Origin of the sequence: Providencia sp. wls1943 (assembly GCF_009706275.1) — a bacterium.
Taxonomy (GTDB): Bacteria; Pseudomonadota; Gammaproteobacteria; order Enterobacterales; family Enterobacteriaceae; genus Providencia; species Providencia zhijiangensis.
Genome location: NZ_WLTU01000007.1, coordinates 1 through 24,311, shown reverse-complemented (window position 1 = coordinate 24,311; position 24,311 = coordinate 1). Strand labels below are relative to the sequence as shown.

The 24,311-nt window shown below is 40.0% G+C and carries 24 protein-coding genes and 2 pseudogenes; 12 read left to right on the top strand and 14 right to left on the bottom strand.

The genetic code is table 11. The annotated features are described in order from the left end of the window. Positions 1–207 precede the first annotated feature (207 nt). The 3 genes from lolB (at position 208) to prs (ending at position 2,766) form a co-directional block, all read left to right on the top strand. Positions 208–879, top strand: coding sequence for a lipoprotein insertase outer membrane protein LolB (lolB, locus tag GKR48_RS02225; RefSeq protein WP_154626639.1), 672 nt, complete (start codon positions 208–210; stop codon positions 877–879). Continuing rightward, on the top strand, positions 876–1,751 hold the full coding sequence (gene ispE / locus GKR48_RS02220) for a 4-(cytidine 5'-diphospho)-2-C-methyl-D-erythritol kinase (protein ID WP_154626637.1): 876 nt from the start codon (positions 876–878) through the stop codon (positions 1,749–1,751). Before lolB ends, ispE begins: the two co-directional genes overlap by 4 nt. A gap of 67 nt (positions 1,752–1,818) precedes the next feature. Beyond that, positions 1,819–2,766: a ribose-phosphate diphosphokinase gene (prs, locus tag GKR48_RS02215; protein WP_006661866.1), complete on the top strand. Its 948-nt coding sequence runs from the start codon at positions 1,819–1,821 to the stop codon at positions 2,764–2,766. Positions 2,767–3,103: 337 nt separating this feature from the next. On the opposite strand, the gene GKR48_RS02210 is transcribed toward prs, so the two are convergent. Further along, positions 3,104–3,376, bottom strand: coding sequence for a DUF2583 family protein (locus GKR48_RS02210; protein WP_154626635.1), 273 nt, complete (start codon positions 3,374–3,376; stop codon positions 3,104–3,106). A 309-nt stretch (positions 3,377–3,685) separates the two neighbouring features. Here GKR48_RS02210 and pth point away from each other — a divergent pair, with 309 nt between their 5' ends. The 4 genes from pth to GKR48_RS02190 all read left to right on the top strand — a co-directional run bounded on the left by pth (position 3,686) and on the right by GKR48_RS02190 (position 7,666). Next, positions 3,686–4,276 carry an aminoacyl-tRNA hydrolase gene (gene pth, locus GKR48_RS02205; RefSeq protein WP_036954667.1) on the top strand — a complete coding sequence of 197 codons (591 nt, stop codon included), beginning with the start codon at positions 3,686–3,688 and terminating at the stop codon, positions 4,274–4,276. A 102-nt stretch (positions 4,277–4,378) separates the two neighbouring features. Next, positions 4,379–5,470 (top strand): redox-regulated ATPase YchF, encoded by a 1,092-nt coding sequence (ychF, locus tag GKR48_RS02200; protein WP_036954672.1) that lies wholly within the window; start codon positions 4,379–4,381, stop codon positions 5,468–5,470. Positions 5,471–5,685: 215 nt separating this feature from the next. After that, positions 5,686–6,876 carry a tyrosine-type recombinase/integrase gene (locus GKR48_RS02195; RefSeq protein WP_154626633.1) on the top strand — a complete coding sequence of 397 codons (1,191 nt, stop codon included), beginning with the start codon at positions 5,686–5,688 and terminating at the stop codon, positions 6,874–6,876. Between the two features lie 172 nt (positions 6,877–7,048). Beyond that, positions 7,049–7,666: a Fic/DOC family protein gene (locus tag GKR48_RS02190; RefSeq protein ID WP_154626631.1), complete on the top strand. Its 618-nt coding sequence runs from the start codon at positions 7,049–7,051 to the stop codon at positions 7,664–7,666. Here the strand turns inward: GKR48_RS02190 and GKR48_RS17735 are convergent. The 5 genes from GKR48_RS17735 to GKR48_RS02170 all read right to left on the bottom strand — a co-directional run bounded on the left by GKR48_RS17735 (position 7,663) and on the right by GKR48_RS02170 (position 12,866). Further along, positions 7,663–7,827, bottom strand: a complete 165-nt coding sequence (locus tag GKR48_RS17735; protein WP_165329551.1) for a hypothetical protein — start codon at positions 7,825–7,827, stop codon at positions 7,663–7,665. The genes GKR48_RS02190 and GKR48_RS17735 overlap by 4 nt on opposite strands. A gap of 144 nt (positions 7,828–7,971) precedes the next feature. Continuing rightward, on the bottom strand, positions 7,972–9,144 hold the full coding sequence (locus GKR48_RS18115; protein WP_154626629.1) for an SIR2 family protein: 1,173 nt from the start codon (positions 9,142–9,144) through the stop codon (positions 7,972–7,974). Between the two features lie 477 nt (positions 9,145–9,621). Beyond that, positions 9,622–11,133 (bottom strand): hypothetical protein, encoded by a 1,512-nt coding sequence (locus tag GKR48_RS17835; protein WP_230088569.1) that lies wholly within the window; start codon positions 11,131–11,133, stop codon positions 9,622–9,624. Between the two features lie 368 nt (positions 11,134–11,501). Beyond that, the gene (locus GKR48_RS02175; protein WP_154626627.1) at positions 11,502–12,566 is read right to left on the bottom strand and encodes a hypothetical protein; all 1,065 of its coding nucleotides are present in this window, start codon (positions 12,564–12,566) and stop codon (positions 11,502–11,504) included. A gap of 102 nt (positions 12,567–12,668) precedes the next feature. Further along, on the bottom strand, positions 12,669–12,866 hold the full coding sequence (locus GKR48_RS02170) for a helix-turn-helix transcriptional regulator (protein ID WP_154626625.1): 198 nt from the start codon (positions 12,864–12,866) through the stop codon (positions 12,669–12,671). Between the two features lie 316 nt (positions 12,867–13,182). On the opposite strand from GKR48_RS02170, the gene GKR48_RS02165 reads away from it, so the two are divergent. After that, complete coding sequence (locus tag GKR48_RS02165) at positions 13,183–13,809, top strand: hypothetical protein (protein ID WP_154626623.1); 627 nt, start codon at positions 13,183–13,185, stop codon at positions 13,807–13,809. Positions 13,810–13,818: 9 nt separating this feature from the next. On the opposite strand, the gene GKR48_RS02160 is transcribed toward GKR48_RS02165, so the two are convergent. The 5 genes from GKR48_RS02160 to GKR48_RS02140 all read right to left on the bottom strand — a co-directional run bounded on the left by GKR48_RS02160 (position 13,819) and on the right by GKR48_RS02140 (position 16,174). Next, entirely contained in the window at positions 13,819–14,337 is a 519-nt protein-coding gene (locus tag GKR48_RS02160; protein ID WP_154626621.1) for a hypothetical protein, read from the bottom strand. 69 nt (positions 14,338–14,406) lie between these two features. Beyond that, on the bottom strand, positions 14,407–14,841 hold the full coding sequence (locus GKR48_RS02155; protein WP_154626619.1) for a DUF2787 family protein: 435 nt from the start codon (positions 14,839–14,841) through the stop codon (positions 14,407–14,409). 279 nt (positions 14,842–15,120) lie between these two features. Further along, entirely contained in the window at positions 15,121–15,432 is a 312-nt protein-coding gene (locus GKR48_RS02150; RefSeq protein ID WP_115166747.1) for a hypothetical protein, read from the bottom strand. Positions 15,433–15,447: 15 nt separating this feature from the next. After that, positions 15,448–15,789 carry a hypothetical protein gene (locus tag GKR48_RS02145; protein WP_048607088.1) on the bottom strand — a complete coding sequence of 114 codons (342 nt, stop codon included), beginning with the start codon at positions 15,787–15,789 and terminating at the stop codon, positions 15,448–15,450. 100 nt (positions 15,790–15,889) lie between these two features. Then, a complete protein-coding gene (locus tag GKR48_RS02140) occupies positions 15,890–16,174 on the bottom strand; it encodes a helix-turn-helix domain-containing protein (RefSeq protein WP_126437366.1) in 285 nt (94 codons plus the stop codon). Positions 16,175–16,311: 137 nt separating this feature from the next. Between GKR48_RS02140 and GKR48_RS02135 the strand changes: the two genes are divergently transcribed. The 3 genes from GKR48_RS02135 (at position 16,312) to GKR48_RS02125 (ending at position 18,083) form a co-directional block, all read left to right on the top strand. Then, positions 16,312–16,728 (top strand): hypothetical protein, encoded by a 417-nt coding sequence (locus GKR48_RS02135; RefSeq protein WP_154626617.1) that lies wholly within the window; start codon positions 16,312–16,314, stop codon positions 16,726–16,728. Positions 16,729–16,789: 61 nt separating this feature from the next. Next, positions 16,790–17,587: a DNA translocase FtsK gene (locus GKR48_RS02130; RefSeq protein WP_154626615.1), complete on the top strand. Its 798-nt coding sequence runs from the start codon at positions 16,790–16,792 to the stop codon at positions 17,585–17,587. An 85-nt stretch (positions 17,588–17,672) separates the two neighbouring features. After that, positions 17,673–18,083, top strand: a complete 411-nt coding sequence (locus GKR48_RS02125; protein ID WP_154626613.1) for a hypothetical protein — start codon at positions 17,673–17,675, stop codon at positions 18,081–18,083. 185 nt (positions 18,084–18,268) lie between these two features. Here the strand turns inward: GKR48_RS02125 and GKR48_RS02120 are convergent, their stop codons facing one another. The 3 genes and pseudogenes from GKR48_RS02120 to GKR48_RS02110 all read right to left on the bottom strand — a co-directional run. After that, on the bottom strand, positions 18,269–19,288 hold the full coding sequence (locus GKR48_RS02120) for a restriction endonuclease (protein WP_154626611.1): 1,020 nt from the start codon (positions 19,286–19,288) through the stop codon (positions 18,269–18,271). A 43-nt stretch (positions 19,289–19,331) separates the two neighbouring features. Next, positions 19,332–22,574, bottom strand: coding sequence for a type I restriction endonuclease subunit R (locus GKR48_RS02115; protein WP_154626609.1), 3,243 nt, complete (start codon positions 22,572–22,574; stop codon positions 19,332–19,334). Positions 22,575–22,638: 64 nt separating this feature from the next. Beyond that, positions 22,639–23,364, bottom strand: a pseudogene (locus GKR48_RS02110) (restriction endonuclease subunit S); the annotation flags it as partial. 176 nt (positions 23,365–23,540) lie between these two features. On the opposite strand from GKR48_RS02110, the pseudogene GKR48_RS02105 reads away from it, so the two are divergent. Beyond that, positions 23,541–24,311, top strand: a pseudogene (locus tag GKR48_RS02105) (IS5 family transposase); the annotation flags it as partial.

Genomic DNA, 24,311 nt, shown 5'->3' with positions numbered 1-24,311 from the left:
CGGGTAGGCGATGATCAACAATCAGAAAGATGATGCATACCAAAATTTACGTTGATTATCGGACTGTCTGATATCAATATCAATAAGATGCATCAAGGATGCCGTCATTTGGCACAGAAAGCAAATTCCCTACTTTTTGGTATGTTTTCATTGATAACCACTACAGATTAGCGCAATATTCCTGAAAATTACCTTTTGAGAACCGATATGCAACTTTCTTCAGCTCTGTCGTTTACGCGCCCAGCCAAAAATTTTTGGCGATTAATGCCCCTTTCCTGCTTGCTGCTGACTGCCTGTGTGACTACCTCTCAAGACACCACGAAAGGCACTTCATCCTCAACGGATGCGCAGTGGAAAGCCCACCAATCGCAAGTGGTTGAACTGCGTGACTACCAAACTCGCGGCTCCTTTGTGTACATTGGCGGTCAAGGTACCGGAACAGAAACCAAAACTTACGCGAAGTTTTTCTGGCAGCAATATACCCCAGAAAAATACCGTTTATTACTGACTAACCCATTAGGCACGCGTGAACTGGAACTCAGTGTAGAGCCTGATTTAACCAAATTAACGACTAAAGATGGGCAAACTCACATGAGTGATGTGCCGAGTGAGTTAATTTATCAGTTAACAGGCATGGATATCCCTATTGACGATCTCACCGCTTGGTTGGTCGGCTCACCGGGACGCGCCACTGAATACACCCTCGATAGTAACCATTTGCTCAAATCCGTGACGTTTAAAATCAATGGCGAAACATGGAAATTGGATTATCTCTCTTACGATACCAAAACCTCGCCAATGCTGCCGAACCACATGGAGCTCAAGCAAGGGGATAAAGTCATCAAGTTAAAAATGGATAGTTGGACACTGAAAAAATGACGTTAACGTGGCCATCACCGGCAAAATTGAATCTTTTTTTATACATTACCGGGCAGCGAGCTGATGGTTATCATGAGCTACAGACTCTGTTTCAATTTTTAGATTATGGTGATGAAATCACCTTTACCACGCGTTCGGATGATCAGATTAATTTACTCACCCCGATGCCGGGCGTAGATGTCGAAAAAAACTTAATCATTCGAGCCGCCAAAAGCCTGCAAACCTATTGTCGCGAAACCCTCAATCATCAAGGTCCATTAGGTGCAGATATTCGCATCAATAAAGTGCTGCCGATGGGTGGTGGAATTGGCGGCGGATCGTCAAATGCGGCGACAACACTGATTGCGCTTAACGAGCATTGGGGAACACACATTGCTGACGAGGTTTTAGCCGAATTAGGTAAACACCTCGGTGCCGATGTGCCCGTTTTTGTTCGCGGTCATGCCGCCTTTGCCGAAGGTATTGGCGAAATTTTAACACCCGCCGAGCCAAAAGAGTGTTGGTATTTAGTCGCACACCCCGGAATTGAAATCTCAACTCCGATGATCTTCACAGATCCAGAATTAAATAGAAATTCTCCAAAACGCTCTTTAGCCGCATTATTACTGGCTCCGTATGCAAATGACTGTGAACCGATCGCAAGAAAACGTTTTCGTAAGGTTGAACAGCTCGTTTCTTGGCTGTTAGAATATGCTCCGTCTCGCCTAACAGGAACAGGCGCTTGTGTGTTTTCTGAATTTGAAACCCAAGCGGATGCCCTGAAGGTGTTAAATAAATCCCCATCGTGGGTGCAAGGATTCGTCGCTCAAGGAGCGAATGTTTCTCCTGTGCACAAATTCCGCGCTGGGATAACCCGTGTATTGCACCGATAGTAATGACTTATCCATCATTGCTGTTGGTCAACAATATCTCTCTGGACGCAAGCCTGAGGTTTTTCTCGTGCCCGATATGAAGCTTTTTGCTGGTAACGCTACACCGGAACTAGCACAACGTGTTGCTAACCGCCTTTACACTAATCTTGGAGACGCGGCTGTTGGTCGTTTTAGCGACGGCGAAGTCAGTGTTCAAATTAATGAAAATGTTCGCGGTGGTGATATTTTTATCATCCAGTCAACTTGCGCACCAACCAATGACAACCTGATGGAACTCGTTGTTATGGTCGATGCCCTGCGCCGTGCATCTGCTGGTCGTATTACCGCTGTTATCCCTTACTTCGGTTATGCAAGACAGGATCGTCGCGTACGTTCTGCCCGTGTACCAATCACCGCTAAAGTTGTTGCCGATTTTCTGTCAAGTGTGGGTGTTGACCGTGTTCTTACTGTTGACTTACACGCAGAGCAGATCCAGGGCTTCTTTGATGTTCCTGTAGATAACGTATTTGGTAGCCCAATCCTTCTGGAAGATATGTTGCAGAAAGATTTAGAAAATCCAATCGTTGTTTCTCCAGACATCGGCGGCGTCGTTCGTGCTAGAGCAATCGCGAAATTACTGAACGATACTGATATGGCAATCATTGACAAACGTCGCCCACGCGCAAACGTTTCTCAAGTCATGCACATCATCGGTGACGTTTCTGGTCGTGACTGTATCTTAGTTGACGATATGATTGATACTGGTGGCACACTGTGTAAAGCAGCTGAAGCGCTGAAAGAACGTGGTGCTAAGCGTGTATTCGCTTACGCAACTCACCCAATCTTCTCAGGTAATGCTGTAGACAACATCAAAAACTCTGTGATTGATGAAGTCATTGTTTGTGACACAATTCCTCTTTCTCCTGAAATCAAGGCGCTGAACAAAGTTCGTACCCTGACCCTTTCAGGCATGCTGGCCGAAGCTATTCGCCGTATCAGCAATGAAGAGTCAATTTCTGCGATGTTCGAGCACTAATTCTAAAGCGGGGTCTTAATGACCCCGTTTTAACATCCTAGTTTCAGTCGTTTTTCATGAAATTATTGAGACGGGGAATGTGCTTTATCGCACCACATTTATTGTGGTCACGATACAAAATTTATAAGTAGCGCCCCTACTGTTGTTCATCAACCGTAGGGGCTTTATTTTTAGCTTTTCAAAAAGCCGTTTTTTTAAAGCCTACTTTTTCAGGCAAAAAAATAAGAGTGAAATCATACATAGTGAATTTCACTCTTATTTAGATTTCATCTATTTTTCAATAATATGCTTCTGTTCATCTCTATTGATAAGCTTCAAATGAACTTCAGCTAACTCGTTATGGGTAGCGGTGGTTATCGTTACGAGAATGAAATTGACGTTTCACCAAACAGTAACGGTCTTCCACTTTCTCTTTACCGCCCATTCTTGCGCCCACTAACCAAACCAACGCACCGATAAAGATCCCAAACAGTGAGCTATTGATGATGTCATCGGACAACCCTAAATCAACAATATGAGAAAACAGGTTTAAACCGATGCTTCCCCCCATCACCACCATACCCAAACCCATCAAGCCATTACCAATGAGAGTAACCATTTTCCGTTTCATATCTACCTCCAATATCAGTAAACTGATACGCAAGCATTGAAGAAAAGTTCGATAAAACTTTATATTTATGTAAAGAGTATAGCTCTTTAAGTAAAATTATTTGCGATAAGCTTCACATGTATAGAAGAGTTTAAGGATATCTACTCAAAAAGTGCTTTTTATCAATTTACCAACTGATGATGGTATTAACGAATAATTCATAAGCTAATTATCACTAACGCAATCTTATCAATGACAATTTTGTACATCCACCCCGACACGAGGTAAACTAGTCGCCAATTTCTATACATTGACAGTGAAAAAGTCCCCGTGAGTAAAATAAAATTAATTGTTGGATTAGCCAATCCGGGCGCTGAATATGCGCAAACCCGCCATAACGCTGGTGCGTGGTATGTTGATTTACTGGCACAACGCCATAACCAATCGTTAAAAGAAGAGCCTAAATTTTTTGGTTATACGGCTCGCATCAATCTTAATGGCAATGATATTCGCTTGCTGGTCCCGACCACCTTTATGAATTTGAGCGGTAAATCCGTCGCAGCAGTGGCCAATTTCTATCGCATTAATCCAGATGAAATTTTAGTCGCCCATGATGAGCTCGATTTACCACCAGGTGTGGCCAAAATGAAGCTCGGTGGCAGTAACGGCGGGCATAACGGCTTAAAAGATATTCAAAGTAAATTTGCCAATAACCCGAACTTTTACCGCTTACGCATTGGTATTGGGCACCCTGGCGATAAAAACAAAGTTGTTGGTTTCGTGTTAGGCAAGCCACCGCTGTCAGAACAGAAGCTTATTGATGATGCGATTGATGAATCTGTGCGCTGCACGGACATCCTGTTATCTGACGGAATGGATAAAGCTATCAATCGTTTACATGGTTTTAAAGCCACAGCCTAAGAGTTGATTTCATCAAACACGAGTTTTTGTGTATAATCAGCGCCAATTTTCTAAACATTAGGGGCAGCACTCGCCTGCCCCCGCTATTAAGGTGAGAAACATATGGGTTTTAAATGCGGTATCGTTGGTCTGCCTAACGTGGGTAAATCCACTCTGTTTAATGCATTGACCAAAGCCGGCATCGAAGCAGCCAACTTCCCTTTCTGTACAATTGAACCAAACACGGGTGTTGTGCCAATGCCAGACCCACGTCTTGATCAATTAGCTGAAATTGTGAAGCCTCAGCGCATCCTGCCAACCACGATGGAATTCGTTGATATCGCGGGGCTGGTAAAAGGCGCATCGAAAGGTGAAGGTCTTGGTAACCAATTCCTGACTAACATCCGTGAAACAGAAGCGATTGGTCACGTTGTTCGTTGTTTTGAAAATGACAATATCATCCACGTTGCTGGCCAAGTTGACCCAGCAGCCGATATCGAAGTGATCAACACTGAATTAGCATTATCTGACTTAGATACTTGTGAGCGTGCTATTCACCGCGTACAAAAACGCGCAAAAGGCGGCGATAAAGATGCAAAAGCGGAATTAGAAGCGCTGGAAAAATGCCTGCCACACTTAGAACAAGCTGGCATGCTGCGTTCATTAGATTTAACGGCTGAAGATAAAGCCGCAATCCGTTATTTAAGCTTCTTAACCCTGAAGCCAACTATGTACATTGCTAACGTCAATGAAGATGGTTTTGAAAATAACCCATACTTAGACAAAGTCTACGAAATTGCTAAAGCCGAAGGTTCTGTTGTTGTGCCTGTGTGTGCCGCTATCGAGTCTGATATCGCCGAACTGGACGATGAAGAGCGCGATGAGTTTATGGCTGATTTGGGCATTGAAGAGCCAGGTCTGAACCGTGTGATCCGCGCAGGTTACGAATTATTAAACCTGCAAACTTATTTCACCGCTGGCGTGAAAGAAGTGCGCGCATGGACTATCCCTGTTGGCGCAACTGCTCCACAAGCGGCAGGTAAAATCCACACTGACTTCGAGAAAGGCTTTATCCGCGCACAAACTATCGCATTCGAAGATTTCATCAAATTCCGTGGTGAACAAGGCGCGAAAGAAGCGGGTAAAATGCGTGCTGAAGGTAAAGATTACATCGTTAAAGATGGCGATGTGTTGAACTTCTTGTTTAACGTGTAAACTTACACTCCAGTCTCATACTGTTTCACAAAGTATCATTTCATAAGAAAATAGCATAAAATTCATGACATTAACTGGGTTTTATGCTTTTTTATGTCTCATTAAGTTTCATAAAAGCTCGTGACTAAATGAGTATGTAACTGAGTACAACTTATTTATCTTCCTTTTTTAAGTGAGTATAATAATATCAACTTACATAACTAGTTGAACTTATTATGCTTACTGATACAAAATGCCGAACTGCTAAACCTAAAGAAAAACTTTATCGTATCAATGATTTCAATGGGTTGTACCTTGAAGTGAAACCTAATGGTAAGAAAGCATGGCGATTCCGTTTTCAAATAAATGGAAAATCGAGCATGCTCGCATTGGGTAACTACCCATTGGTAACACTAGCTGAAGCCAGATCTAAATGCGATGATGCCAGAAAACTCGTATCAGAAGGAATTAATCCAACACAAGCTAAGCAACTAGACAAGATTAGAAAAGCGAACGAATCTGCAAATACATTTCAAATCATCGCAAAAGAATGGTTGCAAATGAAAGATTGGGCTGATGTGACCAAATACCGTCGCCTTGATATGTTGGAGCGCATTGTATTTCCTTCTATCGGCACATTACCAATAAGAGAAATTACATCTCACCATATTCTCAAAATATTGCAACGTGAGGTTCAAAGAGGTGCTCCAACAGTTGCTGCTGAAGCTAAACGGACTATATCCTCGATTTTTGAATTTGCTGTTGCCACATTAAGAGCTGATAGTGATCCAGTATGGGCAATAAGAAAAGCTCTCCCAGCAAACAAAACACAACATAAAAAAGCCCTCACTACGGGTCAAATAGGTCAACTACTCAATAACTTTGATAATAGCCGTGGCACCTTTCAACTGAACTATTGTATGTGGTTAATGTGGTGGACGCTTTCTCGTCCATCTGAAGTCGCTGAGGCTGAATGGTCTGAATTCGATCTTGATAATGCACTTTGGACTATCCCAGCTGAGCGTATGAAAGCACGAAGAGAACATATTGTTCCTCTGCCTACACAAGCTATTACGATTCTAAGATCTCTTTATGGTTTTACTGGTAACCGCAAACATTTATTTCCCGGTCGTGATTCTTGCCATAAACCAATGTCTACTAACTCGCTAAGGCAATTTCTTAAAACGAGAGGTTGGAGTGGTATATATAGCCCTCATGCGACACGTACAACAGGCAGCACACGATTAAATGAGTTAGGATATCGACCTGATGCTATCGAAGCACAATTAGCCCATATGGACTCAAATAGCGTTAGACGTTCATATAATCATGCAACTTATCTTGAAGAGCGCAAAATCATGATGCAAGATTGGGCTGATAAACTTGATATTTGGGTAAAACAGGCCAACCTAGAATCAAAATCATGATGCATGGGTGTGTTAGCTTTGAAATATAACGATATTTATTGATTTTTTAGAAAAACCTATAATTTAACCTACACTTAATTAATCCTTTGATTTATAGGTAGTTATTATTTATTTGATGTTTTTAGCATTATAACGTACAAAATTCATACCCACACCATAAGAACACGCTTATATGAATAAATACGATGTGTTTAGCAGCGAAGGAAAATTTGCTGACGGATCTGATGAAGAGGTACTGGCTAACAAGCTGGGGCTTTCAAACGTTGATGATATCAATGATGCTGAGCTTGTCCTGTTAGAAAAACTGTATCAAGTCATTTTTGAAGAACAATTTCCCACTGAGCAAATTACCGTATCACTTATTCAGCGTTGGCATCGCCAATGGTTAGGGAATGTTTACGAGTGGGCTGGTCAGTTACGCACAGTGAATATTAGCAAGGGTGGCTTTATGTTTGCCCCTGCGGGACGTGTTGCAAAGTTACTTGCTCAATTCGAGAAAGAGTATCTAGCGAAATACACACCTTGTACCAATATGAGCCGAGAACAAGCCATAGAAGCTATTGCCACAGTGCATGTGGAGTTAATTCTGATACATCCATTTAGGGAGGGAAATGGGCGCTTATCGCGCTTACTTGCTGATGTGATGGCGGTACAAGCAGGCTTCCAGCCGTTAGACTATGAAAGTTGGACTCAACACCCCGAGCAGTACATTGCAGCAATCCACGCAGGGTTAAACCTTAACTATGAACCCATGAAATATTGGGTTAATGAAGCCTTGAAAGCGAACTAAATCGCCAGTTTCAAATGCCCAAACTTCTCACGCTTCACTTTCATTTCTTCTTCAAGGCGACGGGACTCCTGCCCTGTTTCAATCGCTGTAGAGGTTACTACCGAGCGAATGAGTTGAGTGCGAGTTGGTCTTGTTGCTTGAATTAATTCATTCTTTTTCATAGTAGTCTCACATCAAACGGGCGATAGTGCATTTTATCATCATTGTTTTATATGGCAATATAGATCACTTTTCTAGTTAAAAATTTTATAGTGCAATGTCTCTTTATTTTCGTCTGCTTTGAGCGAGGAGCGGACATTAACGTCTCAAATATCCTCACAGTTAGCGGTGTCTAATAAGTTTGACTTATCAGACGGAACTATCAAACTTGTCAAATCATCTTCAATGAAGTTTTCAAAATTTTTCTCATAGAAAAAAGGTGCAGCTACTAAACTCTTATAGTTTGATCTTATGGTGTCATTTAGACTCGGGTTAACAACATGAACTTCAGTATTTTTTCTCATATTCTTTCGGAATAGAGCTTTAATGTGTACATCAGCCTCAGGGAAAGAATACCCAATAAACACTATCTTTCTAGCCTTTCTTATTTCAATCGCTGCTTCATCAAACAATTTGTTTATCGCAGGGTGCGATAATTCTTTTATATGTGATGGGGGGACAATAAATGTATCAAACCTATTGCCATCTAATGGACAAGTCAGATCATACTCAACTGTATCAGGATTATCACAACTTGCATATATATACCCTTTGAATCTCATTGAAACTAGGTCAATTTTAGTATCCCAAGCAGTTAAAAGCACTTGGTTACAACAGTTGCAATATTTCCAATTAAGAGACCCATGAATTTTAATAATCTTTATAGGCTTAGGATCTCCTCCTTCCCACACATAAATTGGCTCACGAGGGTTTATCCACCAATCAAAGGCATTAATTTCATCATAATGGTGGTAATTCATTAGCTCGATGCAATAGTCAATATAGGCTCTGTCAGGGTAGAGAAAGTCAAAAGACTCTTCAATGAAAGTGTCATAATTCATTGTAACAACCGAAATATTTCTATTTTTTTCAGACACTAGATTCCAAAATTTGCGATATGCGCCATATTTTTCTCCAGAAGGTATTGAAATTATGTAATGAATAAGTCTAATCAAGTACTCTTTAATCTCAGTAATTCGGGAAGTCGTGTACTCACATCCTAGTCCTTCACGCTTACTTATAAAGTAATCTAAATAGCCAAAGATAGATTCGAGTGTAGGATATACACCTTCAGAAATATCGAAATTCTCATTGATAAAAGTGCGGACTTGAAGAGCCGCTTCGGATTTGTTTATCTGTTCATCTTTTGATTCATAAATCAACTTAAGAATATCTCGCTGAAGGGGGACACCTTCAGCAATAGAAGCTCCTGCACCAAACACAAAGAGAACATCGCGTTTTTCATTGTATTTTATGTATGTTTCTTTACCCGATCTCAAAACTACTCCTTTCGGCACGGTCGAAGTCAACCAAGGTGAGCAATCATTTGAAAGCTTTTCCAATATCTATTTGACGCTCACCTATGAATATAATCCTACCTTATGGGGATCCAATATTATTTTTGCATCAGGGGTTGTTCTTCAAGGTACTAGAAAATTTCTTTCACGTATTTTTCCAAATCTAGCACTCACTCTAGCTCCTGAAAGCTGACACTTTTCAGGGAAAATTTCCTTATGTTAACCTAAAAGTGTCAATTTTAGTAAATGTGATTTTAATAATCGGTACAAATACAAAAAATTCAATATAACAATGCGTGACTACTTGCTGGTAATGTATGCCCACAATCACGGTTAAAAAATAGCATAAATGTTAAGGCGAATGTCCGCTCATGGCACAGAACTGCCACTTAATTAAGCATGATTCTGCGCCTCGGAGAAAGTACAAACTAATCCAAAAAAGTTAATTTTAATTCACTACTAACAACCATGTTTCAGCATTATATCCAAATATGGGTGCTTCCAATCGCCATCAGACAGCTTATGCAAGCTCACAAATCCATCATGTTCTAATGCACAAACACCGCTGTGTGAACTCACATAATCATAGACTGCACGGCTTTCTAGTCCTTGAATCATGTGGGCAAGCAACTTTCGCTTCATCTTTTTACTATCTTTAGTCCATTTTTTCCACTCACCGCTATGTGACTTCCTCCACGTTGTGTTAAATGGATGTCCTACAGCATTTGTAACACATAACCCATATCCATTCTTCTTTCCTGTCTTTAGATACTCGTCAAGAAGCAGGTTTAAACTGTCACAAAGTTCTTTTGTTTCTAATTCCCAATGTTTCAGCATTTCTGATACATAATCGTCGGAATAAAGCTTTTTTAGCTTTTTCACCATATTCCCCTTAGGCGAAAAATTAACTATTCCAGCATTAAATATAGTACCGTAGCGGATAGTTTTAACGAGATTCTCATCGACCCCTAGCGTATCTTTGATAAAGTCAGTTTCTAATACAGATAGTGAATCGGTGCTAATTCCATATTTATTGAATTCTTGCTCTAGAATAGCCAACTGGCACCCTTTAATATCATAATTATACCCGTTGGCTAAACATGCCCATTTCATCTTGCTGGGTAAATATTGAAATCCTGTACCTATTTCAAAAGAACGGCTACCCAGTTTGGCGGTTTTATACGCTTGTCGATACTCAACGATTAGTGGCGTTTTGCTAATTATTTTGACGCCTACATTCATCAAATGAGAGATAAAATTAAAATAAAAGCTCTTATTCTTTGCGGTAGGGTGGTCATTACAATATGCCTGTAGCTTATCAAGGTTAATCGGTAATGCTTCGAGTTGTTGATACACACCGATAATACGCTGTCTAAAATTGGCATTTTCGATGGCTCGTTTCGATGTTTTATGCTTAGGAGGCTTTACATTATAAGAGCTTTTTAACATCAATTCATACAGTGTTTCGGGTTTCTTACGCTTATCAAAAATATTCGTCAAATAGGTATAGCGATCTGTACGTTTAAGATAATCCTTTCGTTTACCGGGAAATAAAGCTTTAAGGACACTTTTAGATAAAGCAAATTCTCGGCACTTATGGGTTCCATAGCTATGTTGGATAATTTTAATGATTTTAGCTTGTTCCAAACACTCTAAACCGCGTTCTAAGCCTAAATCGCGACTTTGCTTAAAAATCATAGGAAATTTCTCTTTTCCCAATTCAGCAGGAAATGGTACTGAATACGTCCAGTCTTTATCTCCTTTAAACCTCGCTTTTTTCTTCGTATTTTTGCTAACCGTCGCACTACAGATAATATGCTGTAAGAACAAGCCAATTTCACCGTAATATTGAGGTTTATGACGTTGATCGACGGTATTATCAAAGGGAACGCTCAGAACAATCGCTTTATAGACTTTAACTGTAGCTTCTGTGACAAGAATGTTATCTTTGGTGATATATGCTGCTTTCATTTCAATTTACCATGTTGTTAATAGTAAATTGAATTACGCAAATACCTTTTTTAGTGGGGTTAACCCCTAACCCCATTTTTTAGTGGGTAATTAGAAAAACCGAGAAAGCGTCAAATACCCGTGCCAGCTACTCAAAGCGATCAGTTAAGACCAACAACTCGCGGTCTAGACGAAAATAGCTAATCCCAATATCCCCACACTATAGGCATTATATATATACGTTATTATTCACAGCCATTATGCTTATGATGCTTGCTAAGCTATTGTTATGCTGGTAACCAGCATTGATATATACATGATATTGTTATGTTGAGTCGCCACACTATACCGCCGCAGCGACCCAACACCATTACCCGTGATACAGGCTACTAATAACCGTGTTTGCGAGCCCATTCTTCACGCAAACTCTTCTGCCAAAGAGCTGGAACGCCAAGAATGCCGAGCTTATCAATCAGCAAATAAAGCTTACCCCATAGCTTCTTATTATTAATTAGACTCACATTGTGTTTTTTTAATAAACGCTCAAACTTTTTCAATACCTTATTCGGGTATTTCTCTTTAATGTATGCCTTTATTTCTGGCAACGTCAGCTCTTTATAGTCAGGAACTAACGCGGATAGTTCAGATATCACCTTAGTGTCAATGAAGATCACTTTTTCGAGTAAATTAGTCATACTATTAATCTTACTTAATAACAGTTTTTGTTTTTTTGGCTGGTAACGTAACTCAATGCGTAAAAATTTCGGATACTGTTCTACATCAACCAAGACATTACCGAGTTCATCAACTTCCTCTGCAATATCTGATATATCGTCACCCACATCACATTTAGTGTAGACAGATGCATAAACTTCAGAGTTACGGCTGCCCAAATTAATACCATACCCACCATCTGGATTTTCACTAATCTTACCTTTACTCGCACTTTTTAGGTGAATAAAGTAATCATCGATGTTAAGTCCATAAGTATCTAGCGCATAATCTATACGTGTCACCCACGCTGATTTTAAGAGCTTAAATAAATATTCGCCTAATAACGGTTCACTACCTAACCACATAAAGAGAGCATTAAGCTCTTTTTTACGAAAGTGTTGAGGACTGAATTCAACGCGAAATTCCCCCCTCTTCCCCTTTCCTGTTGGGTGATAATGAATAACGACATATTGATGAGGTTTTTTCTTGTTCTTGATGTAAATAGCCGAATGATACAACTCTCCCATATCACCAATAGGAATATAGGTTTTTACTTGAAAAACATCATTAGTAATCACCCTCTCCAGAGATTTATAAATACGCTCCAAATATTTAGGTTCACAAGTCGTGACAAAAGCCAATTTGTCGAACCGAGCGACCATCTTCTGCCCTACTCGATTTTTACCTAATTTGACCGAACGAATGAGATTATCAATCTGTTCAATAGATACCTTACGCATGATGCACCTCCTCAGAGGCACTAATCATGTATTCAACTAGATACTGGTATAATGAATATATTGATATCAATTGGGTATATAACTGGCTTATAGAGGAATACATTAGCATCCCCCTTTTTTTACGCATTTTTCACACCATTGAACTATTTCGCTACTTTTCCAACGAGCAGTACGCCCTGATACGGTCAATGAATATTGAGCTGGAAAATCGCCTGCCTTTATCCAACGATATAGTGTCGCGCGTGAAACCTTCGTGATTGCTAAAACGTCTTTAATAGTTAAAAAGTGTTCGTGTTTCATAGGACATAACTCCAAATAGTTAAGGAGCTGTTCCTTTACAAGTTGACCAATCAGCTTAACGTCGAAATACTAAAAAAAAAACCACAAAACCGTGTAACAAATTGATATTAAATGAGAAAAATATTTTATTTTTTCATGATAAATTGAGGCTCAACTACATTAAATGGATTGAGTCTCAATAAGAATAAAACTTAAATATCACGTAACCATTTGTTAATATTGAATATTAATATTGAGACTCAATAAAAATAGTTGAGACTCAACTATTCGGTTATAATGACCATCAAAATAGTAATCACATATTTAAAGGCTACCGATGGCAAAAATGAAAAAAGAAGCATTAACTCAAAAGGTTAACCAGAACGATACTAATAGCCCAAGCGCTAAATCCCATTTAGATCGAAATACATTTATGGCAAGCGTTGGACTTCCACTAAAAAAAGTATATCTAAGTCATGATAGTCTAAAAAAACTCGCAGAAATTAGTGAAAGTAGATTCGGTAAGGAGTTCGATGAAGAGGAGTTAGTTACGGAATATTTGAGTGAGTTAATAGATTTTTGCATTAACAAATGCTATAGAACAGAAGAGAATATCCCCAAAAAAGAACACTCACTACCAAGTTTAACGGTACCAAAAACAATTGAGGGGCTGACACTATCCAAATATCACCAAATGGCAACTTACTTTAAAAATACCCCTCCTATAGGGTCTGATGGTGATCATGAATGTATTGCAAAAGTATTTAACAATGCTAAACGTAGAGTTCCATATACTGAATCAATAGCCGACTACGTATCCGACTATTACAAGAATAAAACTCCACTTCAAGCAGGTAAAGACTGGGAACCTAAGGATATTCAAGCCATTCTTAACAAAAAAAGAATCAATAAATACATTAATTCTTTAAATGAAGACAGCGAATGGGAAAAAGAGTGGGAATAAACACATACGTTAACTATTAATTTCAATCCAATATATTGATTCACTATACAACCGCCGTACCTTGTTACCTCGTAATCCATAACGGGTGCGGCTCACTTTCTCTTGCTGGTGGCTATCAAAGAAATAGAGATAGTCACTGTCCATACGATCCACCAGCGACCAATGCCACTGATCACCCAGAAGAATAAGCCGACGTGACGTTGTATGAGCGTCTAAGAACGCCTGACAAGTAGACAGTATTTTTTGTGTAGTAAGCCCATCTTTGTAACGAAATGGCGTGGTGATGCGTAGAGGGGCTTGTGATGGGTATTTTGAGGTTAGACGCTTAATCAAGTAATCCATTTCAGGAATATCAATACCTTGACTTAAACACTTGTACAGTGACCAGTATTCGCTGTATTCACGCAGAAGATAGTTAAATAATGGGCGGGACTTAATGCGGTCTCCATAGAACCATGTACTCATATTCACCAGACTGTAAATCCCACAGAGGCAATCTAAATCCCCTTGCTTGGACGGTATCAACATCAACTCAAACCTTCTATTGATTGTACTGTACTTAATGGAATCACCAGCGCTGGTATCATTTTTACTTAATTAGTGGGTTTCCCACTGAATACTGACTTCATAACATTTCATTTTGTGGTATTGAATAAAATTGCGTTGCCACAGTTCAAACAGTGCTCCGCCTTCTTCTTCATCAATATCCCCCATCAAAAAATGATAAACATAACCCTGCGACCAACAAATATCGAGTTCCTTTTCAAGCTCAGGATAATAGCTCCCCATGAATGAAAAATCTGTCACATAATCAAACTGCCATTGCTCATGCAGCCGAAACAAGCGTATTTCAACAGGATGGAAGCCGCCTGTTTCAGCACTATACAATGGGTCTCGAAAATTCATTGTGACCGCCCGAACAGTGGTTAAATCAATCGCTGAGTTAATCACTGAATTATCCAGTTCATGTAATAACAATTGGCTAAATACTTGTGCGATAGGCAAGCGTAGCCCTGACTGATAAATAGTCATATAAAGTTGCCTTTAAATAAAAAAGTGGAAATAAACTGTTAAGCACAACCCAATCATATATTGGTATAGTGCCATGCATATATTTTACCATAATCACTAGTAAAAACAAGTTATTTATTGTTTATAATCAGGTAGTTACATGCATTTAGCCATCATTGCTATTTTGATATACCTACCGTGATTTTTATTTATAGCGGGGAATATTGATGTGGAAAGTGAATGAAAGAATAGAAACGTCAAAGGGAAAAATGCCAACCTAATAATAGGCTGGCATAGCGATTAACCGTTGAGTAACGTAACTACAAAACTTTTTTTATCATCCGTGAGCTGCACGGAATAAATTACCGTGACAGAACCCGCTTTTCCTGTTGCTTCGGCAGCACAGAGATAAACGCCTCGTTGTGTATTTTGACGTTGCGTTCGCACATTCACAAGCTGCTCATACATCGCCCAACCGACATGTTGATTGACCACTTGTAACGCTAATGCTTTTGCACCATCACTGTTACAATTAACGGTACTCTCATTACATCCCGTTAAACCAACCATCACCGTTAATATGCTTAATTTCATCCACTGGTTAAGTTTCATGTTCGCATTGTCACCTTACAGCAGAAAATTTACGGTTATTCCTGCTAATATATCGAGTGCAATCACAACCAACGCCACGTAAGACCAAGCACGACGATCCGGTATTTTAACGATAAAGTAAAAACAGCAAACATCCCAAATGAGAATCAATGCTTCCACTTTATTTAATGTCACCTTTTTAGTAATAAAAAATTCAACGATATTTAAGAATAAAATCGGTAAAAACCAAAATAGCCAAAAGGTTTTTGCTAATCCAAAGCCACCGTTGAGCAAACGCTGTTTAAATAAAGCTGGATCATTTAATCCTTTCGCTTCGTTTTCTTCTCGAATTTTTTGCAATTTATTTTTGATAGACATGACTGTTCCTTCAATTAAATGAATTAAGGTTTTTTTTTCCCTGATGTTGACGCCAGAATGGGTGCAATGCCTTACCGATAGGCAAGGGTAAATATTTAGGCTATTTCAATGACCGCCCATGATTATTAGAGGGTGGCTTATTGATATAACGACTCGGCCATATTGTTTCGGGAGCCGTGCCAATCACATCCGCAATGATCTGTTCAGCTCTTGGGTACGCTCGCTCTAGCGCATTATTTAACGTCCGAGAAGAAAGCCCATGCTCACGAGACAATTGCGCTAGTGTGACCCCTTTTTTATGCAAAGCCGCCACAATATCCGCACGGTGCCAATCCGCAGCGCTTCCTTTTCGGGGCTTTTTTTGAGATGCTACAGGGTTAGACATAGTAATAACTCCACTGTTTAATTCCTCGTCTATTAAAAACCAATTAAAGGGAATTATCAATAGATATCTTTATGATTTTAACGTCTTTCTAGTGCGGTTATTTTATCCTTTTGATATGTATGGAATTTATAAAAATCATGACTGATAAAAAACAACTAACTGAAATGGATAATGCACCCAAACTCTGGTTTACCAGTGGGGAGCTAGCTGCTATAGGAAAAGAAAAAACTGACGATCCAACACGTTATCCCGAATATAAAGAGATGGATATCCCTACCACTGCGAAAGGCGTTAGAGTCCGTCTAGAGTCAATCACTGCACTTCATCCCCATTTTCGCAAGAAGAACCCTAATAAGCGTGGTGATCTCTATCATATTGATGCCTTTAAGGTGATCCTAAACACGGATGAAAAAGAGCTCATCAAGCAAAACACGCTATCTTCTGAAAGTGCAGATCTTAACCTTTTACTTGAAATCTACAAATCACTGTCAGTTGAGAAAAGAAAAGCGTTATTAAAAAATGCACTCACAATGAAACAGGAAGAATTAGATTAGTATCTTTTAATATCCTTTGTTATTTTAATAACTGTATTTTCGTCACTGACTCAGAGGCACTATGCAGTCATCTCATCACAACACGCTAGACAGCAGCTATGACCCATTGACAGCTAAAGCCATTGATTATGTCATTCTCATTAACAGAGCGTCACCGAGACGTTTACAGCGCCATTTTCGGATAGGTTTTCATCGTGCTGAGCGCATTATTTATCAACTTGAGTATTTGGGTGTGATTACGCCGTTAAATCAATACGATTATCGTGAAGTACTGGGATACCCAACTCACTACAGCTCTTTTGATGCATCAGCCTTTGCTGGGCCTATTGAGACAGCACAACCACCGTTATACGCTGAATTACCACTAGATACACAATCCTTAGAATACCGTTGTTTGATTCAGGCTATCGTCTGGCAGCGTATTGTAGTCTGGGTTGAAGAAATCGAAATTGAAGGCGGAACAGCCAATATCTTGAAATCTGCCTCACCGTTTGAATACCTGATTGATACCCACAGCGATGACATTTATCAGGATACGCTCCGCAACAACGCCAGTTCTTACCGTTTTCTAGCCACCCTGCACCCTGAAACCCCATTGGACGTGTTACGACAACATGGGCGAATTAGTTATCAGCCCTGTTGGAAACTTCCTCGTATAGCACAAGAAGAATGGCAAGGTTTATGGGTGCCAAATGAAGCAGGATGGGAAAGCCTAAGTGAAGAAAATATTCATCAGCCAAGGGAGATTGGTGAGTGGCCTGATTTATCCCATAGAAGCATGAAACCGTTGGTGCATGGGCTGCAAGAGGACGGTGGGGACTATTTACGGTATTTGATTTATTGGAAAAGTCAGTGTTAATAATTTTAAGTCTAATGTATTAATAATCATAATCTGCAAGGCATAAATCACCTTGTATAACCGCATTAATATTTAGAGGAATAATATGAAATATTCATCACTAGTCATTGCCACTGTAACCACCTTCTTATCAACAGCACAGGCAGCAAATTCACCTTTCCAAAATCCCGTAGAATATAAAAGCAAACATGGAATACTAGAAATAACACCAAGCCAAAATGATGCGCCAAAGTTCGATTTCCAGATTAATGCCAATGTTGATATGTATGTCTGCGAAGCTGAAGGCACAGCCTATATTACAGACAGAGACTTATCGTCAAATACTTGGAATGCTACAGCACTAGTCAGCACAGATAGTGACTATGGAAACCAATATTGTAAAATGGAATTTTCTATGGATAAAGCTGGAAAGATAGCAATCAAAACAAATTTTGGTTGCTCGGCTCAATGCGGTATAGGGGCTGTAGGGGCAATGGATGGTACATACAAAAAATAGCCTTCTTGAGATAACACTAAGTAAACAATGTATGAATACATTACGATAAATAAGCGATTTATGATGGGAGCATTTTGCTCCCTATATTCAACATTAGCTATGGTAAGTCCATATTTTCTCTAAGCGATTAACTTGACTCTTACTGATAAAAATGGACTTCTTAACCTAAAATTCTGATTGCTAAATTAATCAGATAACGCAGGTAAAAAGACTTTCCTCAATGGCACAAGCAATTTAGTCTCAATATCAACCTGCTCATAATATTCAATCAAAGTACGAACTAAATCATCAAGAGTCCAAAGTGATAATGGAATTTTTGATCGTTCAGCTTCATAACGAGCATCCTTTGTGAAGCCGCCAGTACTGACATATAAGCCACGATCATCGTGATGACGCCCACCGATAAATCCTCTTAAATCTTGGCTACCTATTTGCCCTTTACGATGCTTAACTTCAACCACAATTCTTGGGTTTTCAAACCCAAAACCGTCAGGAGATGCAATAATATCTTTGCCTCTATCTGAACCACTATTTGGCGAAACTTGGGTTTTATATCCCATCCCACGTAGAATACCGGCAACTAATAATTCCATTTCATCTGCATCAAGGGTAATTATTTTATCTTTAATACGTTCTAACGCTTGAATTTCCATATCCTTTAATGGATCAGATATCATTTCTTCATCTTCTGCATGTGAAATATCCGCGACTTTACTACTCAAAGATGATGGTTTATTTTGCAATAGTTCCTTCACAGCAAAATCAGGAAGTTTAAAAACGGTCAATGTAGAACCTAGGGTGTTTTTGGTTTTAATTGATAAGGTATCCCGATCAATCTCATCAGTATTCCATTTGATCTGACGTGCAATTCCCATCCCCATAGAACAAAGATCAGCACGATATTGAAACTCAGAAACAACCTGCCCTAATAAATAGGTACGGTTAGCAGGTGAATAAGTGATTACCCAATCGCTAACTTTAATTTCATTAATAAAACGCCATACTTGAGATGCGCCTGAACGCGCTGTACCGAGTTTCGTTGCTGGGTCTACTTGACGGTATAATTTCAGTATCTCTTTTCTTGATTGTCCAATTTTCAATAATGGAGCTAAGCCAGACCAGCCTAAACCAACCAGTTCTTTTTCTCGAAAATCATCATATAACTTCCCTGAATCACCACGAACCATCCACATTTTTTGACTCATCAATTTGTTCCTACTTAAAGATCAATCGGTTAAAGTAAACCCACTAATTTGATTTCAACAATTCATTCGATAGCAACTCCGCTTGCGCCAAGACGGTTTCTGTTGCCAGTGCAGACATATCAGGCGGATAGCCATAACGATTAAGTAGCCGCTTAACGATAACGCGTATTTTTGCTCTTGCAGACTCTTTGATAGTCCAATCTAATGTGACGTTATTACGGATCATTTCAGTCAGTACAACCGCTAATTCCCTTAGCTTTGCTTTTCCGATTAATTCTTGAGCACTATCATTTTCAGCCACAGCCGTATAGAAAGCATATTCATAAGGTGATAAATTCAGGTCATTCGCTTCACTATCAACCTTATTGATATCTTTCGCTAATTTAATTAGCTCATCAATGACTTCAGCTGCCGTCAATATTTTATTTTGGTAGCTTTTAATCGCCCCTGTGAGCATATCCATCAGCTTTTTACCTTGAATAACGCTCATTTTTGTTCGCACATTGATTTCATCTGCTAACAATTTTTTTAAGGTTTCCAACGCGATATTTTTATGTTGGTAATCCTGCATCTCCATTAAAAAGTCATCAGAAAGGATCGATATATCAGGCTTTTTAATCCCCGCAGCATCAAATACATCGACTACCGTATCAGTCACTAAGGCTTGAACAATGGTCTGTTTAACGCGAACTTCCATGCTGTCATCACCGATAATGCCACTTCCTCCAGTTGAATCAAACTTATTCAGTCTGGCTTTTACCGCTTGGAAAAAGGCTATTTCAGGTGCTGCCTCCATCGCTTCAGGGTGTGGTGTTGCTAACGCAAAGGCTTGAGATAAAGCGGTGACCGCAGTTAAAAAACGCACTTTCCCCTGACCTTCATCAATCCCTAAAATAAAATCTTCTGCTTCTAAAATTATGGCTAATTTACGGGATGTGGATGCGGTGAAATATTCACGATAATCAAAACTAAAGAGCATTCCGTCAAGGACGTCTAATTTTTCTTTCATGACCTCAACGGCTTTTTCTTGGGTAAGTGCAGGATCACCTTTACCACCCGCATCTGAGTAAAAAGACAGTGCCGATTTTAAATCCGCCGCAATTCCCAAATAATCGACAACCAAACCACCTGATTTATCTTTATAGACTCGGTTAACACGGGCGATAGCCTGCATTAGGTTGTGCCCTTTCATCGGTTTATCGATGTATAACGTGTGCATACTCGGTGCATCGAATCCCGTTAACCACATATCACGCACAATGACTAATTTCAGCTTATCATCTTCATCTTTCATGCGATTAGCGAGTACTTGCCTGTCTTTCTTCGTCGTATGATGTTTAGCGATATCAGGGCCATCAGATGCGGAAGACGTCATCACGACCTTAATCACACCATCATTGAGATCATCACTGTGCCACTCAGGTTTGAGTGCCACGATTTCCTCATACAATGCCGCAGCAATACGCCGAGACATAGCAACGACCATGCCTTTACCGTGATTAGCATTCGCCACTAACCGTTCATCAAAGTGAGTGACTAAATCTTTGGCGATCGCTTTGATTCGCTCTTTACTGCCAATAATACTTTCAACTCGCGCCCATTTAGCCCGTTGTTGCTGAGTCTGTGTTAAGTCTTCATCTGTGAAGCTTTCATCAAATTCCTCGATCAGCTCTCGTCCTTCATCGCTAATTTTGACTTTTGCTAAACGACTTTCATAGTAGATAGGCACTGTCGCCCCATCTTCTACAGCCTGAGCGATATCATAGATATCAACATAATTACCAAATACCGCGGGAGTATTGACATCTGTTTTTTCAATGGGTGTTCCCGTAAAGCCTAAATAAGTGGCATTTGGTAAAGCATCACGCATATATTTTGCGAATCCATAAACGGTGCGCTTACCGATGACATTACCTTGCTCATCTTTCACATCGACTTCTTTTGCGGAAAAACCATATTGGGAACGATGCGCCTCGTCAGCAATGACAATGATATTACTGCGATCAGACAGTAGTTCATAAACACTACTGCCATCATCAGGCTGGAATTTTTGAATAGTGGTAAATATCACTCCACCCGAGCCAACTTTCAGTAATTCTTTTAATTCTTCTCTATTTTCAGCTTGTTTCGGGGTTTGACGTAACAGTTGTACCGCAGAAGAGAAAGTACCAAATAATTGGTCGTCTAAATCATTACGGTCAGTGATCACCACAACCGTTGGGTTATCGAGGGCTAAAACAATCTTACCTGTATAAAACACCATTGAGAGGGATTTACCCGAACCTTGGGTATGCCATACCACCCCCGCTTTTCTATCGCCTGCTTTTTGTTCTAAAACAAGGTGCTGTTGGTTCCTACCTTGTTGCCGTAACGCTACTTCCGCAGACGGTGAATTCGCATTGACATTCGAGGCACGAATGGTCGAAAGTACCGCCGCATTCACCGCATAGTATTGGTGATAGGCTGCCATTTTTTTGACAGTTTTAATCGAAATGATACCGTTGCTATCTTCCTGTTTACTAGATTCAAACACGATAAAATAGCGGATCATATCTAATAGTGTAACGGGATTAAGCAAGCCTTGAATTAACACTTCTAACTGTGGCTGAGTATTTTTTGCCTCCGTCATGCCATTATGGGTTTTCCATGCCATAAAACGGCTAAAATCAGCAGAAATAGTGCCTGATTTAGCTTCTAATCCATCAGAAATTACGCTAAAGGCATTGTAGGTAAATAATGAAGGAATTTGCTGTTGATAGGTTTTAATTTGATTATATGCCCCTTCAATGGTGGCATTTTCATCAATGGCATTTTTTAGTTCAATCACCACCAGCGGTAAACCATTAATATAGATAATCACATCAGGGCGACGCTCTTTGCGATCTTCCCGAATAGTGACCTGATTGACTACTAGAAATTCATTATTATCAGGCTGATTAAAATCCACCAGCCACACATATTCGCCTTGAGTATTGCCATCTTTACTGACTTCAATGTTAATACCTTCCGTCAGTAAACGGTGAAAACTCAGGTTATTTGCCATTAAATCTGGCGAGTTAATTTGTGTGACTTGTTTTAAGGCTTCCTCACATTTATCTTGTGTTAAATGCGGGTTTAAGCGTTGTATCGCTTCTAATACTTTTTGCTGAAGAATGACTTGCTGATAAGTACGCAGGGGATTTATACCCGACGGCTCAATGTCTGGGCCATACATATATTCATAGCCTAGGGCTTGTAGCTGCTCAATGGTCATGGTTTCAATATCGGATTCTGTCATTTTTGACATTATTTTGTCATCCTTTAGCAAAAGGGTATAAAAAAGCAGCGCCAAGATACGCTGCCTAATTCGATTATTGTTTTATTTCTTCTGGTGTATAGCTAACGCGCACTTCTCCACTCATTAATTTAGGGAGTAACGTGTCGCGAAGTTTTTCTAGTTTTTCAATTTGGAAACAATTAGTGATAACTCTATCATTTAATGGTTTTACCATTATTTCATAATTATAAATTATGCTTGCTGGTGGAATAACCACGTCTATCTTTTCAAAATCTGATTTGCTGATGGAGCCAAATACAGTACCTTCATCATTAAATTTTTTTATTTCATCCATTAAATATCTTAATTTAAAGTATGTATAAGTGTACCAATCAGGATTATTTATATGTCTAAATGCTGCAACTCCGCGACCAATACAACACTTGCTTCGTGCCATATTTTGAGCCCCCACAGGAGCTCGTACACTGATTAATGTATCTAGTTTTTGGGCAAACCGTGTCGGTTCCGTTGTATATACTCTTTCTTTAGGAAATCTAAAACCAAAGTCAGCGTTACCTTGAAACATAGGCGTACCAATCTGCTCCTCATTAAATGAAGAGCCTTTAGGCGATTGCCCCATAGTAAAAGCAAACTCATCTTTTAATGTTCCATGTACCCAATCATCCTGAGCTTCTTCAACAAAGCACTGACGAAAAAGTGTTTCTGCCATTGATTCTAAGGTTTTATTTTGACGATGGAGTAAGTCGATTTTGTTATCTAATGAGGAAAGAACGGAAACAATGGCTTTTTGTTCTGTCAATAATGGAACTGGAACATTCATTTCTTTCAACGATGTTAACGGGTTACTAATTGATGGGACTCCAACTTGAGCTTCATATTTAAGTATTTGATACTGACCATAATCAGACTTAGAGCCTATCCCAAAAGGAATTATCGTATAATATAATGAATTACGATAATTTCTGAGGGCAACGTATGGCAGGTAACAAGTGGCAAATCAGTGATGAACTCTGGGAGAAAATGGCTCCTCTCATCCCGGAGCATAGAACTCAACACCCGCTGGGTACGCACCGCAAGCGGGTTGATAATCGCGCTGCAATGAACGCCATTTTCTTCGTACTCAGGACGGGTTGCCAGTGGAATGCGCTAAATGCCACCGGTATATGCTCGTCAAGCTCTGCTCATCGCCGATTTCAGGAGTGGCGGGATGCTGGCGTATTTGAACGCTTCTGGCAAAACGGGTTGCTTGCTTGCGAACAGTTGGACGCTATTGACTGGTCGTGGCTGTCGATGGATGGTTGTATGACTAAATCACCGCTGGCAGGCTCAAAAAAACAGGCAGGAACCCAACAGACCGAGGGAAACGGAGCGTAAAGCGCAGTCTGATGACCGATGCGAACGGATTGCCCCTCTCTGTGGTGGTAGCGGGAGCAAATACACACGACATAAAGCTGGTTGCGGATACGCTCGATGCCCTCCTGACGGGCAGACCGGGCAAGAGGCTCCGGTTGTGCATGGACAAAGGGTATGAAGCGGAATGGTTGGGATCGTATCTGAAAAGTCGTCGCTATGAGCCTCATATCCAGTCACGGAAGGATGAATCAGAAGCCATCAAAAACACGGATTTTAAAGCCCACCGCTGGGTTGTAGAGAGAACATACAGTTGGATGAATCGCTACCGTCGTGTCCTGACTCGTTGGGAGAAGAAGGTCGAAAATTACGAGGCAATGCTGCATCTTGCCTGTG

Bases quoted from the DNA above. Each gene is read 5' to 3' on its own strand.
- GKR48_RS02115 (WP_154626609.1), bottom strand. From the start codon at position 22,574: ATGTCAAAAATGACAGAATCCGATATTGAAACCATGACCATTGAGCAG.
- GKR48_RS02160 (WP_154626621.1), bottom strand. From the start codon at position 14,337: ATGTTGATACCGTCCAAGCAAGGGGATTTAGATTGCCTCTGTGGGATT.
- lolB (WP_154626639.1), top strand. From the start codon at position 208: ATGCAACTTTCTTCAGCTCTGTCGTTTACGCGCCCAGCCAAAAATTTT.
- GKR48_RS02190 (WP_154626631.1), top strand. From the start codon at position 7,049: ATGAATAAATACGATGTGTTTAGCAGCGAAGGAAAATTTGCTGACGGA.
- GKR48_RS02140 (WP_126437366.1), bottom strand. From the start codon at position 16,174: ATGTCTAACCCTGTAGCATCTCAAAAAAAGCCCCGAAAAGGAAGCGCT.
- GKR48_RS17835 (WP_230088569.1), bottom strand. From the start codon at position 11,133: ATGAAAGCAGCATATATCACCAAAGATAACATTCTTGTCACAGAAGCT.
- GKR48_RS02135 (WP_154626617.1), top strand. From the start codon at position 16,312: ATGACTGATAAAAAACAACTAACTGAAATGGATAATGCACCCAAACTC.
- GKR48_RS02165 (WP_154626623.1), top strand. From the start codon at position 13,183: ATGGCAAAAATGAAAAAAGAAGCATTAACTCAAAAGGTTAACCAGAAC.
- GKR48_RS02210 (WP_154626635.1), bottom strand. From the start codon at position 3,376: ATGAAACGGAAAATGGTTACTCTCATTGGTAATGGCTTGATGGGTTTG.
- GKR48_RS02155 (WP_154626619.1), bottom strand. From the start codon at position 14,841: ATGACTATTTATCAGTCAGGGCTACGCTTGCCTATCGCACAAGTATTT.
- GKR48_RS02120 (WP_154626611.1), bottom strand. From the start codon at position 19,288: ATGAGTCAAAAAATGTGGATGGTTCGTGGTGATTCAGGGAAGTTATAT.
- GKR48_RS17735 (WP_165329551.1), bottom strand. From the start codon at position 7,827: ATGAAAAAGAATGAATTAATTCAAGCAACAAGACCAACTCGCACTCAA.
- GKR48_RS02150 (WP_115166747.1), bottom strand. From the start codon at position 15,432: ATGAAACTTAACCAGTGGATGAAATTAAGCATATTAACGGTGATGGTT.
- GKR48_RS02130 (WP_154626615.1), top strand. From the start codon at position 16,790: ATGCAGTCATCTCATCACAACACGCTAGACAGCAGCTATGACCCATTG.
- GKR48_RS02170 (WP_154626625.1), bottom strand. From the start codon at position 12,866: ATGAAACACGAACACTTTTTAACTATTAAAGACGTTTTAGCAATCACG.
- GKR48_RS02145 (WP_048607088.1), bottom strand. From the start codon at position 15,789: ATGTCTATCAAAAATAAATTGCAAAAAATTCGAGAAGAAAACGAAGCG.
- GKR48_RS02195 (WP_154626633.1), top strand. From the start codon at position 5,686: ATGCTTACTGATACAAAATGCCGAACTGCTAAACCTAAAGAAAAACTT.
- GKR48_RS02175 (WP_154626627.1), bottom strand. From the start codon at position 12,566: ATGCGTAAGGTATCTATTGAACAGATTGATAATCTCATTCGTTCGGTC.
- ychF (WP_036954672.1), top strand. From the start codon at position 4,379: ATGGGTTTTAAATGCGGTATCGTTGGTCTGCCTAACGTGGGTAAATCC.
- GKR48_RS02125 (WP_154626613.1), top strand. From the start codon at position 17,673: ATGAAATATTCATCACTAGTCATTGCCACTGTAACCACCTTCTTATCA.
- ispE (WP_154626637.1), top strand. From the start codon at position 876: ATGACGTTAACGTGGCCATCACCGGCAAAATTGAATCTTTTTTTATAC.